This is a genomic window from Agromyces lapidis (assembly GCF_009749405.1).
Lineage (GTDB): Bacteria > Actinomycetota > Actinomycetes > Actinomycetales > Microbacteriaceae > Agromyces > Agromyces lapidis.
Genome location: NZ_WBIQ01000006.1, coordinates 237,338 through 252,681 on the forward strand (window position 1 = coordinate 237,338; position 15,344 = coordinate 252,681).

The window sequence follows — 15,344 nt, forward strand, 5'->3', positions numbered from 1 at the left end:
TCCCTCTCGAAACGTCCTCTCGTGAAACTGGGGCGCACAGGGTCCCCCGCCCTGCAATCCGAGAGAGGTTCGAGAGATGGATCAAGGCAACACCGCGTTCCTGTTGATCGCCGCAGCCCTGGTGCTGCTGATGACCCCAGGGCTCGCGTTCTTCTACGGCGGGCTCGTCAAGGCCAAGAGCGTCATCAGCATGATGATGCTGAGCTTCGGCGCGCTGGGCCTCATCGGCGTGCTCTGGGTGCTCTACGGCTACGCCATCGCGTTCCCCGGCGCCGAGGGCCTCGTCGCCCCCTGGTCGATCGACTGGTCGGCGATCGGCCTCACGAGCCTCCTCGAGACGCCCGAGGGCGCCGCGTACCCGCCGCTCGCCTTCGTGGCGTTCCAGGCGACCTTCGCGATCCTCACGGTCGCCCTCATCTCGGGTGCGATCGCCGACCGCGCGAAGTTCGGCGCGTGGATGGTGTTCGCCGGCATCTGGGCGACGATCGTCTACTTCCCGGTTGCGAGCTGGGTCTTCAACTTCGGCCTCGCAGACGACGGCAGCTTCGCCTACGGCGGGTGGATCACCTACGGCATGCAGGAGTTCTTCGGCGTCGGCGCGATCGACTTCGCGGGCGGCACCGCGGTGCACATCAACGCGGGCGCAGCGGCCCTCGCCCTCGCGCTGGTGCTCGGCAAGCGCGTCGGCTTCTCGAAGGGCGCCCACGTCCCGCACAACCCGCCGTTCGTGCTCCTCGGCGCCGGCCTCCTGTGGTTCGGCTGGTTCGGCTTCAACGCGGGTTCGGAGCTCGCCGCCGACGGCACCGCGGCCCTCGCCTTCGTGAACACGATCGCGGCTCCGGCGGCGGCGCTGCTCGCCTGGCTCCTGGTCGAGAAGATCAGGGACGGAAAGCCGACCTCGGTGGGCGCGGCCTCCGGCGCCGTCGCGGGCCTCGTCGCCATCACCCCCGCCTGCGCCTCGTTGACGCCCGTGTGGGCGATCGTGCTCGGTCTCGTCGCCGGTGCGGTCTGCGCCCTCGCGATCGACCTGAAGTTCAAGTTCGGCTTCGACGACTCGCTCGACGTCGTGGGCATCCACCTCGTCGGCGGCCTCATCGGCACCCTGTACCTCGGCATCTTCGCCAACGGCACGGGTCTCGTCTACAGCGGCGACTTCACGCAGCTCGCGGTGCAGGCGATCGCGGCCGTCTCGGTGCTCGCCTACTCGTTCGTGCTGACCTTCGCGATCGGCACGATCATCCAGAAGACCATGGGCTTCCGGGTGAAGAACGAGGACGAGATCGCCGGCATCGACACCGTCGTGCACGGTGAGGACGCCTACAAGCTCGAGACCGTCTGAGCGTTCTCCGGCCGCCCGAGGGCGGTGGGGTAGTGTGCCCGGTGTGTCAGACACCAGCCGCTTCCTCACCGCCCTCGGGCGCGTTCTGCGGGCGATCGTCTCGCCCTCCTCGACCAGGTCGTCGACGGCGTCGGCCCCCTCCGGAGCCGGCAGGTCGTCACAGGGTTCGGATGCCTCGCGGCCGACGCCGTTCGCCGGGGAAGAGGCTTCGCCCGGGCAGTTCGGCGACGACGCAACGATCGAGATCGACGCCGATCGGCTGCGCGGCGTCGAGCTGAGCTACGCGCCGACCCCCGACGGCGATCCCGACCCCGGCGAGGTCGTGTGGACGTGGGTGCCCTTCGAGGAGCGAGACGGGCGCGGCAAGGACCGCCCCGTCGTCATCGTGGCCGCCTCGCAGGCGGGGGACTACCTGGCCGTGCAGCTCACGAGCAAGGCGCACGACGGCGACCGCGACTACGTCTCGCTCGGCGAGGGCCCCTGGGATGCCTCGGGGCGACCCAGCTGGGCGAAGATCGACCGGGTGTTCCGGGTGCGCGCCGGCGGCGTGCGCCGCGAGGCGGCCTCGCTCGACGAGCGTCGCTTCGACCTCGTCGCGGGGGCGCTCTCGCAGCGCTACGGGTGGCGCTGAGCGCCAGGCGCGTCCGGCGCGCTGCCACCGCCGCGCCACTGCCACTGCCTCGGAGATCGCCGTGAAGTCGGACGGAAGTGCGTCGGAGGATCCGAGATCGCGGTGATCTCCGAAACTGCGGCGGAGAACCTCCCCCCGAAACGCAGAACGCCCCCGACCGAGGTCGGGGGCGTTCTGTTCTCAGTGGGCGATGCCGGGCTCGAACCGACGACCTCTTCCGTGTGAAGGAAGCGCGCTACCAGCTGCGCCAATCGCCCTGAGGGATTCGCGGCAACCTCTCGGTGACCGCGGACTCGATACTAGCCGACGATCGGGGACGATTGCACATCGAGCGGTACCTGAGGGGTGCTCGCCTCGCTCCCTGGCCTCGACACGCCCGGGAATCGGTCGCGGAATGACCGGTTGACCGGCCGGAACGGCGTTCGGCGGGCGCTCGGTTTGTGAATCGCTCCAAGTGTGTATAAAGTCTTCTCTGCACGCAGAAATGCGAAAGCAACGCGGATGTGGCGCAGTGGTAGCGCATCACCTTGCCAAGGTGAGGGTCGCGAGTTCGAATCTCGTCATCCGCTCTGATCAGGATCGGGCGTAAGCCCGACTCCTGTTCTTTTGGTGGAGAACCCATTCACGGTGGATTGGCCGAGAGGCGAGGCAGCGGCCTGCAAAGCCGTATACACGGGTTCGAATCCCGTATCCACCTCCAGATCGAGAGCCTCGCACTCGATTCTGGGCGATTGGCGCAGCGGTAGCGCGCTTCCCTGACACGGAAGAGGTCACTGGTTCGATCCCAGTATCGCCCACCATGGAAAGCCCCGGCATCGGCCGGGGCTTTTCTCGTTTCCGGAGGCGCGCGGTTGTTTCCCCCTCGTCGTCATCCGACCTGTTCGAAGACGAGCGGGGGATACGCGATACGGGTCGAGTACCAGACCCACGACGCGCCCGCGGTCTGCTCGATCGCGGCCCAACCGCCGTAGGCGGGCAGGTTCTTCAGGGTGAGGCTGACCGTCTGCTTGCCGTTTACGCTCCTGGGGCCGGCGCCCACGACCGTGCCCGAGGCGGCGTAGCCGCTCGCGTTCAGCGTCACCGGGGCGCCGGACTCGACGGTGAAGGTGCAGACGTACGTCCCGACGCCGGTGATGCCGTAGGCGGCGGGCTCGAAGTGGATCGAAACGGCGGGATTGCGCGTGGGCGACTCGCGGCGGTCGAAGCCGGCGTAAGGCGTGACGGCGTCGGTCTGCATGATCGTCGGACGGATGAGGGTGAGATTCGTTCTGCCCTTGCCGACGGTGTGGACGGGGGAGAGGAAGTCGATCGGCGCCCAGAAGATCGGGCCGAGCACGAGCTCGCCGATCCGGTACTTCTCGATCCAGTCCTCGAGGCGGAGGTCGGGCTCGAAGTCGGCGAATTCGATGACGCGCTCGTCGAACTCGGTGCGGGAGCCCAGTTCTTCAGATGACTCATACATGAGCGAAACTCTAGAACTTCGGTTGCCGGGCCGTCTCAGGGCCAGCACCGAGGAACTGGGGAGGAGAGGGGCCGGATCCCGGTGACCGGCTTTCGCTTTCACCGGAACCCGGTGGTCCGGCCAGCGACCGGTCCACAGGGATTGTCCCCCGAATCGGCGCTCTCGGGGTACACCCCCGTTCGGGGTGGTCGGTCGCGACGGCGAGCGATCCGTGCCGACGGACCCCGGCGCGGGACAGTGCGCGCGCACGACTACAGTTGAAGGGTTCGTTTCGAGAATTCCAAGGAGTGGATCCAGGTGGCTGACGGCTTCGAGCTCTTCACCGACCGTTCCGTTGTCGCGATGCGCGTCAACGGCGAGCTCAAGGACCTCGCGACGACGGTGACCGACGCCGACCTCGTCGAGCCGGTCACGATCGACTCGCCCGACGGCCTGAACATCCTCCGTCACTCGGCGGCGCACGTGCTCGCGCAGGCCGTGCAGTCGATCAACCCCGAGGCGAAGCTCGGCATCGGCCCGCCCGTGACCGACGGCTTCTACTACGACTTCGACGTCGCCGAGCCGTTCACCCCCGACGACCTCAAGGCGCTCGACAAGGAGATGGCACGGATCATCCGTGCCGGACAGCGCTTCATGCGTCGCGTCGTCACCGACGACGAGGCCCGGGTCGAGCTCGCGGAAGAGCCATACAAGCTCGAGCTCATCGGGCTCAAGGGCTCCGCGTCGTCGGGCGACGACAACGAGAGCGTCGAGGTCGGCGCAGGCGAGCTCACGATCTACGACAACGTCGACCCGAAGACCGGCGAGACGGTCTGGAAGGACCTCTGCCGGGGCCCGCACCTGCCGAACACCCGCATGATCGGCAACGGCTGGTCGCTCGCCCGCATCGCCGCCGCGTACTGGCGCGGGTCCGAGAAGAACCCGCAGCTGCAGCGCATCTACGGCACCGCGTGGCCCACCAAAGACGAGCTGCGCGCCTACCAGCACCGCCTCGAGGAGGCCGCGAAGCGCGACCACCGCAAGCTCGGCCGTGAGCTCGACCTCTTCAGCTTCCCCGAGGAGATCGGCTCGGGCCTCTCGGTCTGGCACCCGCGCGGCGGCGTGGTCCGCATGGAGATGGAGCAGCACGCCCGTCGCCGGCACATCGAGGGCGGCTACACCTACGTGTACACGCCGCACATCTCGAAGGAGGATCTCTTCCTCACCTCGAACCACCTCGTCACGTACAAGGACGGCATGTTCCCGCCGATCGTGATGGACGAGGAGCGCGACGCCGAGGGCAACATCACCAAGCAGGGCCAGGACTACTATCTGAAGCCCATGAACTGCCCGATGCACATCCTCATCTACAAGGAGCGCGGGCGCAGCTACCGCGACCTGCCGATGCGGCTCGCCGAGAACGGCACCGTGTACCGCAACGAGCTCTCGGGCGCGCTGCACGGCCTCACCCGCGTGCGCGGCTTCACCCAGGACGACTCGCACCTCTTCGTCACCCCCGAGCAGCTCGAGGAGGAGGCGACCAAGGTCATCGACTTCGTCATCTCGATGCTGCGCGACTTCGGTCTCGACGACTTCGAGCTCGAGCTCTCGATGCGCGACGACGAGAAGGAGAAGTGGATCGGCTCCGACGAGTTCTGGGACTACTCGACGAACGCGCTCCGCAACGTCGCCCGCGCCAGCGGGCTGAAGCTCACCGAGATGCCCGGCGAGGCGGCGTTCTACGGCCCGAAGATCGACCTGAAGACGCGCGATGCGATCGGCCGCACCTGGCAGCTGTCCACCGTGCAGGTCGACCCCAACCTCCCCGAGCGCTTCGACCTCGAGTTCACCGATCGCGACGGGCAGAAGAAGCGCCCGATCATGATCCACCGAGCGCTGTTCGGGTCGATCGAACGGTTCTTCGCGATCCTCCTCGAGCACTACGCGGGCGCCTTCCCGGTGTGGCTCGCGCCGGTGCAGGTCGTCGGCATCCCCGTGGCCGACGAGTACGCGCCGTACCTCGGTGCGATCATCGAGCAGCTGAAGGGCTTCGGCGTGCGCGCCGACCTCGACGTGAGCGACGACCGCATGCAGAAGAAGATCCGCACCCACACGACGCAGAAGGTGCCGTTCCAGCTCATCGCGGGCGAGAACGACCGGTCGGCCGAGACGGTGAGCTTCCGCTTCCGCGACGGCACCCAGGAGAACGGGGTGCCGATCAACGCTGCGATCGAGAAGGTGCGCGGCGCGATCGCCGAGCGCCTGCAGGTGAACACGCGGGACGACCTGTTCGCATGACCGGCGACGGGGCGAGCTACGGGGCCGGCGAGTTCGAAGGCGTTCCGACGGATGCCTCGGCGGATCTCGCGGGCGTGCCCGACGCGTTCCAGCGGCTCTGGACCCCGCACCGGCTCGTCTACATCCAGCACGGGCAGCAGCCCGACGAGCACTCGTGCCCGTTCTGCCGCGCGCCCGAGATGAGCGACGAGCAGTCGCTCATCGTGGCGCGCGGAGCGCACGCCTACGTGCTGCTGAACCTGTTCCCGTACAACAGCGGGCACCTGTTGGTCTGCCCGTACCGCCACATCGCGACGTACGACGAGGCGAGCCCCGAGGAGGTCGCCGAGATCGGCCTGCTCACGCAGATCGCGATGCGGGTCGTGAAGGAGGTCTCGCACTGCGACGGCTTCAACCTCGGCATGAACCAAGGCCGTATCGCGGGTGCGGGCATCGCCGAGCACCTGCACCAGCACATCGTGCCGCGGTGGGCGCTCGACTCGAACTTCTTCCCGATCATCGCGGGCACGAAGGCGCTGCCGCGCCTCCTCGGCGAGGTGCGTCAGGAGATCGCCGACGCCTGGCCGGTGGCCGAGTAGCGCCGAAGTCGGTCGAGGAGCGCAGAGCGCGTATCGAGACCACGGAAGTGGTCTCGATACGCTTCGCTACTCGACCGACGAAGGTCGCGCTCAGCGCACCTGACGCACGTCGAACTGCATGCGCGGGTGCGCGTAGAACTCCTGCGACTCGACGAGCTGCAGCTCGCGCTCGCCCGACTCGTGGGTGCGTGTGAGCAGGTCGAACACGCTCGAGGTCGTGCGTGCGAGGGCCTCGGCCGCGTCGCCCGTGCGGCGGTAGTGGGCCGTGAAGAGGGCGGCCGTGACATCCCCCGAGCCGTTCGCCTTCATCGGCAGGCGCGGGGTCTGCACGATCCAGGCGCCGTGCTCGTCCACGGCGAGCATCTCGATCGTGCCGTCCTCGCGGTCGGGGCGCTCGACGCTCGTCACGAGCACGGTGCTCGGACCGCCCGCGCGGGCGAGATCGACCGACGCGAGCGTCGACTCGAGGGTGTCGGGTTCGGTTCCGGTCAGGTAGCCGAGCTCGAACTGGTTCGGGGTGATGAGGTCGGCGGCGGGGACCACGCGCTCGCGCAGCAGCACGGGGATGGCGGGGGCCACGAAGCATCCGGATTTCGCATTGCCCATGACCGGGTCGCACGCGTAGATCGCGGTGGGGTTGGCGGCCTTCACCTTCGCGACGGTCTCGAGGATGACGTCGGCGATGCCCTCGCCGCCCTGGTAGCCCGAGAGCACGACGTCGATCTCGCCGAGCACCCCACGGTCCTCGATGCCGGCGACGACCTCGCGGACGTCGTCGGGTGCGATGAGCGGGCCGCGCCACGCGCCGTAGCCGGTGTGGTTCGAGAAGTTGACCGTGTACACGGGGAGCACCTCGACGCCGATGCGCTGCAGGGGGAAGACGGCGGCGGAGTTGCCGACGTGGCCGTACGCGACCGCCGACTGGATGGAGAGAATCTTCACCGATCGATCATCGCACTTCGCTCGCGCACGGCGCGCACCGAGGCGGCGAGGTCAGCGGCGAGGCGCTGCTGCTCGGCGTCGTCGAGCTCGTGCACGGTGAGGCGCAGGCGCTCGGATGCCCCGTGGTCGCCGAGCGCGAACTCGTCGCCGGGCCGCACGAGCCACCCGCGTCGCATGAGCTGTTCGGAGACCGCGCGCGCCGGTGCGCCGAGCGGGACCCAGACGTTGAGCCCGTCGCCGGCGCGGGTCGGGAGCCCTTCTGCGGTGAGCAGCGCGGAGAACGCGGCGTTGCGCGCCGCGTAGTGCTCACCAGCCGCGCGGATGCCGGCGGCGACCTCGGGATCGGTCGCGAGGGCGTGCACCAGTCGTTGCAGGAGGTGACTCACCCAGGTGGTGCCGGGCGTGAGGCGCATCGCGAGCCGGTCGGCGGTCTCGGGGTCGGAGGCCGTCACGGCGAGGCACATGTCGGGCCCGAGGAACTTCGAGACCGAGCGCACGAGGGCCCAGCGCCGGTGCTCGGCGCTGATGAGCGTGTGGTGCGGCTGCTGCGAGAGCAGCGAGTAGTGGTCGTCCTCGATCACGAGCACGTAGGGATGCTCCGCCAGCACCTCCCGCAGGGCGGCCGCCCGGCCGGCGGTGAGGCTCGCGCCCGTGGGATTCTGCGCCCGCGGGGTGCAGATGACGGCGCGGACGCCCTGGTCGAGTGCGGCGCGGAGCCCCTCGACCGTCATGCCCTCGTCGTCGACGGGGACCGGCACCGGGCGGTAGCCGGCGACGCGGACGGTGTGGATGCTGGTGAGGAAGCAGGGGTCTTCGAGCGCGACGGCGTCGTCGCGGGTGAGCGCCTGGGCGAGCAGGCGCTCGACGGCGTCGGCGGCGCCGCTCGTGACCGTGAGACGGAGGGGCGTGCCCTCGGGCAGGTCGCCGCCCATCCAGGTGAGTGCGGAGCGTTCGAGGTCGGGGTCGATGACCGGTTCGCCGTAGAGCACGGGGCGACGGGCGATGCTCGCGAGGACGCCGGAGGGGTCGGGGATGAACGAGGCGTCGGGGTTGCCGGTGCCGAGGTCTCGCAGGGCCGTGTCGGCGGCGAAGCCCTCTTGCGCGACGGCGGCGGCGCCCGCCACCCGTGTGCCGCCGCGGCCCAGCGTGACGACCACGCCGGCGCTGGTCAGCTGCCGATACGCCGAGACGGCGGTGTTGCGATTGACGCCGAGCTGCTCGGCGAGCGCACGGACGGGAGGGAGTGCGTCGCCCGGGCGGAGGGCACCGCGTTCGATGAGCGTGCGCAGGCTGTCGGCGATCTCGGCCGCCGAGCGGCCCTCGATGTCGATGATCTCGAGCACCGTCCTTCCTCGTGTCTTCGACCATGCTATCTTTTGGCCTAGGACAAACAATCGTTTTGTCTGAATCGTTGTGCGACGTCCCGCGCACCTCCGAGAGGATTCCTTGTGACCGTACCCGAGACGGGCTCGAGCCGCGTGAAGCGCGGCCTTGCCGAGATGCTGAAGGGCGGCGTCATCATGGACGTCGTCACGCCCGAACAGGCCCGCATCGCCGAGGACGCCGGCGCCGTCGCCGTCATGGCCCTCGAGCGCGTCCCCGCAGACATCCGTTCGCAGGGCGGCGTCGCCCGCATGAGCGACCCCGACCTCATCGACGCGATCATCGCCGAGGTGTCGATCCCCGTCATGGCGAAGGCCCGCATCGGCCACTTCGTCGAGGCGCAGGTGCTGCAGGCGCTCGATGTCGACTACATCGACGAGTCCGAGGTGCTCTCGCCCGCCGACTACGTCAACCACATCGACAAGTGGTCGTTCAACACGCCGTTCGTCTGCGGTGCGACGAACCTCGGCGAGGCGCTCCGCCGCATCAACGAGGGTGCGGCGATGATCCGCTCGAAGGGCGAGGCCGGCACCGGCGACGTCTCCGAGGCGACGAAGCACATCCGCAAGATCTCCTCCGAGATCAACCAGCTGAAGTCGATGACGCGCGACGAGCTCTACGTCGCCGCGAAGGAGCTGCAGGCCCCCTACGAGCTCGTGCTCGAGGTCGCCGAGACCGGCAAGCTCCCCGTCGTGCTCTTCGTTGCGGGCGGCGTGGCCACCCCGGCGGATGCCGCGATGATGATGCAGCTCGGCGCGGACGGCGTGTTCGTGGGCTCGGGCATCTTCAAGTCGGGCAACCCCGAGGCGCGTGCGGCGGCCGTCGTCAAGGCGACGACCTTCTACGACGACCCCTCGGTCATCGCCGACGTGTCGCGCGGTCTCGGCGAGGCGATGGTCGGCATCAACGTCGCCGACCTCGCGGCGCCGCACCGCCTCGCCGAGCGCGGCTGGTGACGACGACCCTCCGCGAGGAGTCCGTCGGCGCGGGGGAGTCGGCTGCGGCCGGCCCCCGCGTCGGCGTGCTCGCCCTGCAGGGCGACTTCCGCGAGCACGCCCTGGTGCTGGCCTCGCTCGGCGCCGAGGTCTCGCTCGTGCGCCGGCCCGAGGAGCTCGAAGCCGTCGACGGGCTCGTCATCCCCGGCGGCGAGTCGAGCGTGATCGACAAGCTCTCGCGCACCTTCGGCCTGGCCGAACCGCTGCGCGCGGCGATCGCGGGCGGGTTGCCCGTGTACGGCACCTGCGCCGGGCTCATCATGCTCGCCGACCGGGTGCTCGACGGCATCGCCGGGCAGGAGACGCTCGGCGGGCTCGACGTCGTCGTGCGGCGCAACGCCTTCGGCTCGCAGAACCAGTCGTTCGAGACCGAGCTCGAGGTGCCCGCACTCGGTGCGACGCCCGTGCGCGCGGTGTTCATCCGCGGGCCGGTCGTCGAATCGGTCGGCGCGGCGGCGACGCCGCTCGCGCGACTCGACGACGGCCGGGTCGTCGCGGTCGAGCAGGGCAACCTCCTCGGCACGAGCTTCCACCCGGAGATCACGGGTGAACATCGCTTCCACGAGTACTTCCTGTCGAAGGTGCGCGCCCGCCGCTGAGGCGTGGTCGCACCGGGATCGCCCCGCGAAGTGGGGGCGGCCGCTCAGTGTGAGCACCGATTCCGCCGTATGGCGGCGAATCTACGGTCGTGGCATGACCAAGAGACTGCCGAGCACCGGCGCCGACGATCGCGTCGTCGACGAGACCGGATGCGACACCAGCGACATCCTTCTCGTGCATCGCATCTTCCGTTGGGGCTTTCGCGAGATGCCCGCACTCGTCCGGGCCGTCCCCGCCGGCGATCTCGAGCGAGCCGAGATCGTCGCCGCCGCCGTGGAGCTCATCGACAAGGCCCTGCACATCCACCATGAGGGCGAGGACCGGTTCATCTGGGACAGGCTCGAACGGCGCGAGCCCGGCTGCTCCCTGCACGTCGACGTCATGAAGGCGCAGCACGCCCAGGTCGCCGAGCTGCTCGATGTCGCCGACGGGCTGGTCGCTGAGTGGCGCACGGGCGCCGACCCCGTGACCGGGGAGCGGCTCGCCACGGCGCTCGAATCCGTCGGCACGACGCTCGGGGTGCACCTCGGGCGCGAGGAAGCCGACATCGTGCCGATCGTCTCCCGCGTGTTCACGCAGGCCGAGTGGGACGAGATCGGCGAGCACGCCCGCGGCGAGTTTCCGAAGGAGACGATGCCGGTGCAGATGGGACTCATGATCGATGCGGTGCCCGCGGGGGAGCGCGACGAGTGGCTGCACGAGAACCTGCCGTTGCCGGTCCGAGCGCTCTGGTCGCTCGTCATGCGCCGCAAGTACACGGCATGGCAGCGCTCGCTCTTTCCCGAGGGGATGCCGGCGCTCGCCTGAGCGGCGTCGGCCGAGGCATCCACGTCACCGCGGTGGCAGCTGCTGCGACGAGTGTCGGCGGCGGGCGCTACGCTCGCGCTCGTGACCGAATGGATCGCCCTGCTGCGCGGGGTCAACGTGGGCGGGATCACCGTGCGTTCCGCCGAGCTCGCCGCGCTCTTCCGGGAGCTCGGCTTCGACGGCGTGCGCACCGTGCTCGCCTCCGGCAACGTGGCGTTCTCGACGGGCGGGCCCGGCGCGAACAACGGTGCGGCGGTGCCGCCCGAGTCCGGCTCGGAGCTGAAGTCGCGCATCGAGCGCGCGCTGTCAGACCGGTTCGGGTACGAGGCGTGGATCGTGCTCGTCACTCGCGACGAACTCGAGCGGGTCATCGCATCGTTCCCGTTCGACGCCGACCGTGAGGGCTGGCACCCGTACGTCGTCTTCTCGTCGTCGCCGGACGCGCTCGACGAACTCGTGGCGGCGGCCGGCGGGCTCGATGCGGCCGACGACATCGTCGCCCGAGGGGTCGGCGTGCTCTATTGGCACAACCGCCGCGAACGTGGGGTCGACAGCGCGTTCTCGAAGGTCACGGCGAAGGCCCGATTCAAGCCGAGCATCACGACGCGCAACCTGCGGACGCTGCGCAAGCTCACCGCGTGAGCAAGGAGCATGGGCGAGACATCCGGGCCGTGCGCCCGAGCGCGACCCGCGCGCTCGTCTAGAATGAACCGTCGGCGGGCGCCCCCGCCGAGAAGTCGATACAGGAGCAGCATGTCCGGGCATTCCAAGTGGGCGACGACCAAGCACAAGAAGGCCGTCATCGACGCGCGCCGCGCGAAGTCGTTCGCGAAGCTCATCAAGAACATCGAGGTCGCGGCCAAGCTCGGCGGCGCCGATCTGAACGGCAACCCGACGCTGTACGACGCGGTGCAGAAGGCCAAGAAGACCTCGGTGCCGAACGACAACATCGATCGCGCGATCAAGCGCGGCGCCGGCATCGGCGGCGAGGCCGTCGAGTACCTGAGCATCACCTACGAGGCGTACGGCCCGTCTGGCGTCGCGCTCATGGTCGAGGTGCTGACCGACAACAAGAACCGCGCCGCAGCCGAGGTCCGCACCGGGCTGAACCGCAACGGCGGCACGCTCGCCGACCCCGGCTCGGTCGCCTACAACTTCACCCGCAAGGGAGTCATCGTGGTCTCGGGCGAGGGCACCACCGAAGACGACGTCATGATGGCCGCGCTCGAGGCCGGCGCCGAAGAGATCGAACCGCACGCGCAGGGCTTCGAGGTCGTCACCGATCCCTCCGACATGGTCGAGGTCCGCAAGGCGCTGCAGGAGGCCGGGCTCGACTACGAGTCGGCCGACATCGAGTTCGTGCCGAACCTGAAGGTCGAGATCGACGCAGAGACGGCCCGCAAGGTGTTCCGTCTCATCGACGCGCTCGAAGACTCCGACGACGTTCAGAACGTCTACAGCAACTTCGACCTCACCCCCGAGGTGCAGGCCGAGCTCGAGGCGGAGTAGGCCGATCGCCGTGCGGGTGCTCGGCATCGACCCCGGGCTCACCCGATGCGGCGTCGGCGTGGTCGACGTCTCGCCGAACCGTACGGCGCAGCTCGTCGACGTCGTCGTGCTGCGTTCGCCGACCGACGCGCCGATCGAGCGGCGACTCGCGCGAATCGCCGACGGGCTCGAGGCGATCTTCGAGGAGCACCGCCCGCAAGCGGTCGCGCTCGAGCGGGTCTTCGCTCGATCCGACGTCTCGACGATCATGGGCACGGCGCAGATCTCGGGCGTCGCGATGCTCATCGCGGCGCGCCGCGAGCTTCCGGTCGCATTGCACACGCCCTCCGAGGTGAAGGCCGCCATCACCGGGTACGGCCGCGCCGACAAGAAGCAGGTCGGGGCGATGGTCGCGCGCATCCTCGGGCTCGAGTCGGTACCGAAGCCCGCCGACGCGGCCGACGCGCTCGCGCTCGCGATCTGCCACGCGTGGCGCACCGGCGGGGTCGCCGGGGCCGCGATCCGCGATGCGGCGAGCGGCGGCGCACCCGGTGCGGCGTCGGCGGCGGATGCCTCGGGGCTCACCCCGGCGCAGCGGGCATGGCTCGCCGCGGAGCGCTCCGCGGCGGTGTCGGGGGCGGCCCGTAGGCTGAAGGAGTGATCTCCTCCCTCCGCGGGCGCGTCCTCGCCGCAGCCGGCAGTTCGCTCGTCATCGACGTCGGCGGCGTCGGCTTCCAGGTCAACACCACCCCCGCGCTCGTGCTCGCGAGCCGCGAGGGTCACGAGCTCGCGGTGCACACCTCGCTCATCGTTCGCGAAGACTCGCTCACGATCTTCGGCTTCGCGACGCGCGACGAGCTCGAGGTGTTCGAGCTGCTGATCGGCGTCACCGGCGTCGGTCCGAAGTCGGCGCTGGGCGTGCTCTCCTCGCTCTCGCCCGAGCAGGTGGCTGAGGCCGTGCATCGTGAAGACGACGCGGTGTTCCGCAAGGTCAGCGGCATCGGTCCGAAGACGGCGAAGCTCATCACCGTCTCGCTCGCCGGCAAGCTCGCGCCGCCGACGATGCGCAGCACTGCGACGCCCATCGCCTCGGGCGGGGTCGCCGACAGCGTGCTCGCGGCGCTCACCGGCCTCGGGTGGACGGAGCGGGTCGCCGCAGACGCGCTCGACGAGACGCTCGCCGAGGCGAGCGAGGCGGAGTCCGCCTCGGTGCCGACGATGCTGCGCCTCACGCTCGCCCGCCTCGGGCCCGCGCAGCAGGGCGGGAGGAGCCGGTGAACGGCATCGACGATCCGACCGACCCCGAGCTCGCCTCCGAGGCCGAGCTCGCGTTCGAAGGCGCGCTGCGCCCGCGCAGTCTCGAGGAGTTCGTGGGGCAGACGCGCGTGCGCGGCCAGCTGCAGCTGCTCCTGACTGCGGCGACCATCCAGCAGCGCACCCCCGATCACATCCTGCTCGCCGGCCCGCCCGGCCTCGGCAAGACGACGCTCGCGATGATCGTCGCCCACGAGGGCGGTCGCCCCCTGCGCATGTCGAGCGGCCCGGCGATCCAGCATGCCGGCGATCTCGCCGCGATCCTCTCGTCGCTCGTGCCGGGCGAGGTGCTCTTCATCGACGAGATCCACCGCATGGCGCGTTCGGCCGAGGAGATGCTCTACCTCGCCATGGAGGACTTCCGCATCGACATCATGGTCGGCAAGGGGGCAGGGGCCACTTCGGTGCCGCTCGACCTCGCACCGTTCACCCTCGTGGGTGCGACGACGCGCGCGGGCCTCCTGCCCAACCCGCTGCGCGATCGCTTCGGCTTCACCGCGCACCTCGAGTTCTACGCCGAGTCCGAACTCGAGCAGGTGCTCGCACGGGCGGCCGTGATGCTCGGACTCGACACCGACCGGGCCGCACTCGCCGAGATCGCGGGGCGCTGCCGGGGCACCCCGCGCATCGCCAATCGGCTGCTGCGGCGCGTGCGCGACTACGCACTCGTGCACTCTGGCCGCGCCGATCTCGGGGCTGTGCGGGCCGCGCTGGAGCTCTACGACGTCGACCCCCTCGGCCTCGACCGGCTCGACCGCGCCGTGATGGAGACGATTCTGACTCGATTCGGCGGCGGTCCGGTCGGGTTGAACACGCTCGCGGTCTCCGTCGGAGAAGAAGCCGAGACGATCGAGGCGGTCGTCGAGCCGTTCCTCGTGCGCATCGGACTCATCACCCGCACGCCGCGCGGGCGCGTCGCGACCCCCGCCGCGTGGCGGCATTTCGGGCTCGCCGAGGCCGCTCCCGACGCGGCAGCGGCACTTCCGATCGATGACCTATAATCCATTGAGGCTCGTCCCTCAACGCCACTGACTTCGTGCGCCTCGCGCACACCGGAAGGTATCTCAACCTCATGACGTTCGACCCGTTCACTCTCATCATGCTCGCCGTGCTCGCGGTGCTGATCTTCTTCATGTTCCGCAACTCGCGCAAGCGTCAGGCCGAGGCGAAGGAACTGCAGTCGAAGGTCCAGGTGGGTGCGAAGGTGATGACCAACTTCGGCGTCTTCGGCACCATCCTCTCGATGGATGAAGAGGAGAACCAGGTGCTCCTCGAGACCTCGCCCGGCACGATCCTGACCGTGCACCGCCAGACCGTCGCGCGCGTCGTCGAGCCCGCCGAGGGCACCGACGAGGAGCCGGCAGCGGTCGAGGGCGAGCCCGAGTTCGGTGAGCGCGTCTCCGACGCCGCCGACGAGACTCCGACCACCGACGAGACGCCCGACACCAAGAAGTCGGACGACTAAGACTCACCCCCGAGGCTCGGCCCGCGCACTGCTGCGCGGGCTCCTGCAGAGAAAGCAGAACAC

General features: G+C 69.6%; 16 protein-coding genes and 4 tRNA genes. 16 read left to right on the forward strand and 4 right to left on the reverse strand.

What is annotated here, in order from left to right:
* Window positions 1–76: 76 nt before the first annotated feature.
* Both GQQ93_RS10175 and GQQ93_RS10180 read left to right on the forward strand, forming a co-directional pair.
* The gene (locus GQQ93_RS10175) at window positions 77–1,339 is read left to right on the forward strand and encodes an ammonium transporter (protein WP_157424121.1); all 1,263 of its coding nucleotides are present in this window, start codon (window positions 77–79) and stop codon (window positions 1,337–1,339) included.
* Between the two features lie 43 nt (window positions 1,340–1,382).
* Window positions 1,383–1,970, forward strand: a complete 588-nt coding sequence (locus tag GQQ93_RS10180) for a type II toxin-antitoxin system PemK/MazF family toxin (RefSeq protein WP_246192265.1) — start codon at window positions 1,383–1,385, stop codon at window positions 1,968–1,970.
* 184 nt (window positions 1,971–2,154) lie between these two features.
* Here GQQ93_RS10180 and GQQ93_RS10185 read toward each other — a convergent pair.
* A tRNA-Val gene (locus GQQ93_RS10185) sits at window positions 2,155–2,227 on the reverse strand.
* A 240-nt stretch (window positions 2,228–2,467) separates the two neighbouring features.
* Between GQQ93_RS10185 and GQQ93_RS10190 the strand changes: the two genes are divergently transcribed.
* The 3 genes from GQQ93_RS10190 to GQQ93_RS10200 all read left to right on the forward strand — a co-directional run bounded on the left by GQQ93_RS10190 (window position 2,468) and on the right by GQQ93_RS10200 (window position 2,770).
* Window positions 2,468–2,539 (forward strand) — tRNA-Gly (locus tag GQQ93_RS10190).
* A gap of 57 nt (window positions 2,540–2,596) precedes the next feature.
* Window positions 2,597–2,670, forward strand: a tRNA-Cys gene (locus GQQ93_RS10195).
* Between the two features lie 25 nt (window positions 2,671–2,695).
* Window positions 2,696–2,770: transfer RNA gene (locus GQQ93_RS10200), tRNA-Val, on the forward strand.
* Between the two features lie 68 nt (window positions 2,771–2,838).
* Here GQQ93_RS10200 and GQQ93_RS10205 read toward each other — a convergent pair.
* A complete protein-coding gene (locus GQQ93_RS10205; protein WP_157424122.1) occupies window positions 2,839–3,432 on the reverse strand; it encodes a hypothetical protein in 594 nt (197 codons plus the stop codon).
* A 342-nt stretch (window positions 3,433–3,774) separates the two neighbouring features.
* On the opposite strand from GQQ93_RS10205, the gene thrS reads away from it, so the two are divergent.
* Both thrS and GQQ93_RS10215 read left to right on the forward strand, forming a co-directional pair.
* Window positions 3,775–5,709 (forward strand): threonine--tRNA ligase, encoded by a 1,935-nt coding sequence (gene thrS / locus GQQ93_RS10210; protein WP_246192278.1) that lies wholly within the window; start codon window positions 3,775–3,777, stop codon window positions 5,707–5,709.
* Window positions 5,706–6,287: an HIT family protein gene (locus GQQ93_RS10215; RefSeq protein ID WP_157424124.1), complete on the forward strand. Its 582-nt coding sequence runs from the start codon at window positions 5,706–5,708 to the stop codon at window positions 6,285–6,287. Before thrS ends, GQQ93_RS10215 begins: the two co-directional genes overlap by 4 nt.
* Before the next feature lie 90 nt (window positions 6,288–6,377).
* Here GQQ93_RS10215 and pdxY read toward each other — a convergent pair whose 3' ends face one another.
* Both pdxY and GQQ93_RS10225 read right to left on the reverse strand, forming a co-directional pair.
* The gene (gene pdxY, locus GQQ93_RS10220) at window positions 6,378–7,229 is read right to left on the reverse strand and encodes a pyridoxal kinase PdxY (protein WP_157424125.1); all 852 of its coding nucleotides are present in this window, start codon (window positions 7,227–7,229) and stop codon (window positions 6,378–6,380) included.
* The gene (locus GQQ93_RS10225) at window positions 7,226–8,572 is read right to left on the reverse strand and encodes an aminotransferase class I/II-fold pyridoxal phosphate-dependent enzyme (RefSeq protein ID WP_376863332.1); all 1,347 of its coding nucleotides are present in this window, start codon (window positions 8,570–8,572) and stop codon (window positions 7,226–7,228) included. The genes pdxY and GQQ93_RS10225 overlap by 4 nt, the downstream gene beginning before the upstream one ends.
* Before the next feature lie 105 nt (window positions 8,573–8,677).
* Here GQQ93_RS10225 and pdxS point away from each other — a divergent pair, with 105 nt between their 5' ends.
* The 9 genes from pdxS to yajC all read left to right on the forward strand — a co-directional run bounded on the left by pdxS (window position 8,678) and on the right by yajC (window position 15,281).
* Window positions 8,678–9,568 carry a pyridoxal 5'-phosphate synthase lyase subunit PdxS gene (gene pdxS / locus GQQ93_RS17935; RefSeq protein ID WP_212277305.1) on the forward strand — a complete coding sequence of 297 codons (891 nt, stop codon included), beginning with the start codon at window positions 8,678–8,680 and terminating at the stop codon, window positions 9,566–9,568.
* Complete coding sequence (gene pdxT, locus GQQ93_RS17940) at window positions 9,565–10,206, forward strand: pyridoxal 5'-phosphate synthase glutaminase subunit PdxT (RefSeq protein WP_246192267.1); 642 nt, start codon at window positions 9,565–9,567, stop codon at window positions 10,204–10,206. The genes pdxS and pdxT overlap by 4 nt, the downstream gene beginning before the upstream one ends.
* Before the next feature lie 94 nt (window positions 10,207–10,300).
* Window positions 10,301–11,014, forward strand: a complete 714-nt coding sequence (locus tag GQQ93_RS10235) for a hemerythrin domain-containing protein (protein WP_157424126.1) — start codon at window positions 10,301–10,303, stop codon at window positions 11,012–11,014.
* An 81-nt stretch (window positions 11,015–11,095) separates the two neighbouring features.
* Window positions 11,096–11,656, forward strand: a complete 561-nt coding sequence (locus tag GQQ93_RS10240; protein WP_157424127.1) for a DUF1697 domain-containing protein — start codon at window positions 11,096–11,098, stop codon at window positions 11,654–11,656.
* Between the two features lie 111 nt (window positions 11,657–11,767).
* Window positions 11,768–12,523 carry a YebC/PmpR family DNA-binding transcriptional regulator gene (locus GQQ93_RS10245; RefSeq protein WP_157424128.1) on the forward strand — a complete coding sequence of 252 codons (756 nt, stop codon included), beginning with the start codon at window positions 11,768–11,770 and terminating at the stop codon, window positions 12,521–12,523.
* A 10-nt stretch (window positions 12,524–12,533) separates the two neighbouring features.
* A complete protein-coding gene (ruvC, locus tag GQQ93_RS10250) occupies window positions 12,534–13,163 on the forward strand; it encodes a crossover junction endodeoxyribonuclease RuvC (protein WP_212277306.1) in 630 nt (209 codons plus the stop codon).
* Window positions 13,160–13,780 (forward strand): Holliday junction branch migration protein RuvA, encoded by a 621-nt coding sequence (gene ruvA, locus GQQ93_RS10255; protein WP_157424130.1) that lies wholly within the window; start codon window positions 13,160–13,162, stop codon window positions 13,778–13,780. Before ruvC ends, ruvA begins: the two co-directional genes overlap by 4 nt.
* A gap of 5 nt (window positions 13,781–13,785) precedes the next feature.
* The gene (ruvB, locus tag GQQ93_RS10260; protein ID WP_157424253.1) at window positions 13,786–14,817 is read left to right on the forward strand and encodes a Holliday junction branch migration DNA helicase RuvB; all 1,032 of its coding nucleotides are present in this window, start codon (window positions 13,786–13,788) and stop codon (window positions 14,815–14,817) included.
* A gap of 71 nt (window positions 14,818–14,888) precedes the next feature.
* Window positions 14,889–15,281, forward strand: coding sequence for a preprotein translocase subunit YajC (yajC, locus tag GQQ93_RS10265; RefSeq protein ID WP_157424131.1), 393 nt, complete (start codon window positions 14,889–14,891; stop codon window positions 15,279–15,281).
* Window positions 15,282–15,344: the final 63 nt, after the last annotated feature.